Source organism: Pantoea sp. Pa-EAmG, from assembly GCF_030024295.1.
In the GTDB taxonomy this organism is placed as follows: Bacteria; Pseudomonadota; Gammaproteobacteria; order Enterobacterales; family Enterobacteriaceae; genus Pantoea; species Pantoea dispersa.
The window spans coordinates 1-1,783 of record NZ_JASEWO010000335.1 but is presented as its reverse complement, the minus strand read 5'-3'; the positions used below and the strand labels follow the sequence as shown (position 1 = coordinate 1,783).

At 49.2% G+C, this 1,783-nt stretch carries 1 protein-coding gene and 1 pseudogene; one reads left to right on the top strand and one right to left on the bottom strand.

The genetic code is table 11. The features are described from left to right. Positions 1–524, bottom strand: a pseudogene (locus tag QMM04_RS22390) (malate dehydrogenase); the annotation flags it as partial. 419 nt (positions 525–943) lie between these two features. Here QMM04_RS22390 and argR point away from each other — a divergent pair. Next, positions 944–1,414 carry a transcriptional regulator ArgR gene (gene argR / locus QMM04_RS22385; protein WP_034831131.1) on the top strand — a complete coding sequence of 157 codons (471 nt, stop codon included), beginning with the start codon at positions 944–946 and terminating at the stop codon, positions 1,412–1,414. Positions 1,415–1,783: the final 369 nt, after the last annotated feature.

Below are 1,783 nucleotides of genomic sequence, written 5' to 3'. Positions count from 1 at the left end.
CCCACCACCGGGACCTCGATCTCGGTGGGCTGCTTGCCTTTCAACGCTGCAACAAAGGTGTTGGCGCGGATAATGTCGAGGGTTGAGACACCAAACAGACGGTTCTTGTCATACACGCCGGCTTTCTTTAGCACTTCAGCCGCAATGGCCACCGTGGTGTTAACCGGATTAGTGATCACGCCAATCAGCGCTTTCGGCGCGGTGCTGGCAACCTGCTCGATCAGGTTACGTACAATGCCCGCGTTAACGTTAAACAGGTCGGCGCGATCCATGCCGGGTTTACGTGCCACACCCGCAGAAATCAGCACAATATCGGCTCCCTGCAGCGCAGGTGTCGCGTCTTCGCCACTAAACCCTTCCACTTTCACAGAGGTAGGAATATGGCTGAGATCAACCGCCACCCCGGGCGTGACCGGGGCGATATCATAAAGTGAGAGAGCGGAACCTGCGGGTAATTGAGTTTTGAGCAGCAGTGCGAGCGCCTGGCCAATACCACCGGCTGCACCGAGAACGGCAACTTTCATCCTGAACTCCTTATGAAGGTGGGGCAGAGATATGCCGAAAATCCATCAGGTTACGAGTTTAATCAACTTCTCAGGCGATAGCGACACACCTGTCGCGCATTAACCTACGCCGCAATCGGCTCCCGAGACATCTCCACTTCAGAAGTCGCCTGAATGATACAATCGCAGCCAGAAGACAATGGACGGCAATGATCATCGATATAGTTGTTACCACTTCAATACTATAACAACATTGCAACCTTCGCTTTGCGCGTCAGCCCGCGATTTTGGCGCAACACAAAACTCTGCTATGATGCCTGTCCGCAGTTGATTAGCGCGATTCGCTCACTACGCTTATTGCATAAAAATTCATCTAAATGCATAATAATTTATCTGCTGCTGGCCTGTTGCCTGCTGCACCCCTCTTTTATTGGTAGCTTATGCGAAACCCATCAAAACAAGACGACTTGATCAAAGCGTTCAAAGCGTTATTAAAAGAAGAAAAATTCAGCTCTCAGGGCGAAATCGTACAGGCGCTGCAGGAAGACGGCTTCGAGAACATCAACCAGTCAAAAGTTTCTCGTATGCTGACCAAGTTTGGTGCCGTACGCACCCGCAATGCCAAAATGGAAATGGTTTACTGTTTGCCAGCCGAACTTGGCGTGCCGACCACCACCAGCCCATTGAAGAATCTGGTGCTGGATATCGATTACAACGATGCCTTAGTGGTGATTCACACCAGCCCGGGTGCTGCGCAGCTGATTGCACGCCTGCTGGATTCACTCGGTAAAGCGGAAGGCATTCTCGGTACTATCGCGGGGGATGACACCATCTTTATTACCCCTGCGCGTAGTTTCTCCGTAAAACAGCTGCACGATGCCGTGCTGGTTTTATTCGAACAGGAACTATAAAACCCTGGTCTTAACCGGCAGATCATCTGCCGGTAACATCCTTCCTGATGATCCGTTACCCGCCACGCTTGTTACAAAATCCTTTTTTAATAATAAGTTATCGATATAGCTGCCGGTTCTGCATCCGACGAAATATTGGTACGACCTTTTCCCCTGCTTAACCATTCGCGCTATTTTACACTGCTTTACATATTGTGCTCAGTGGTTATAGCTTCTTATGACGTATCAGCCAGCGGGATCGACCATGATCTTTCGCACGAAAAGATAATTTGATGCAGATCATTGTTTTTACGAATAAATAACACCCAATGGTTAAGAATCAACCGGATTTAATAACTTACAGTTCTAAAAAGGTGCCATAAGGATAAA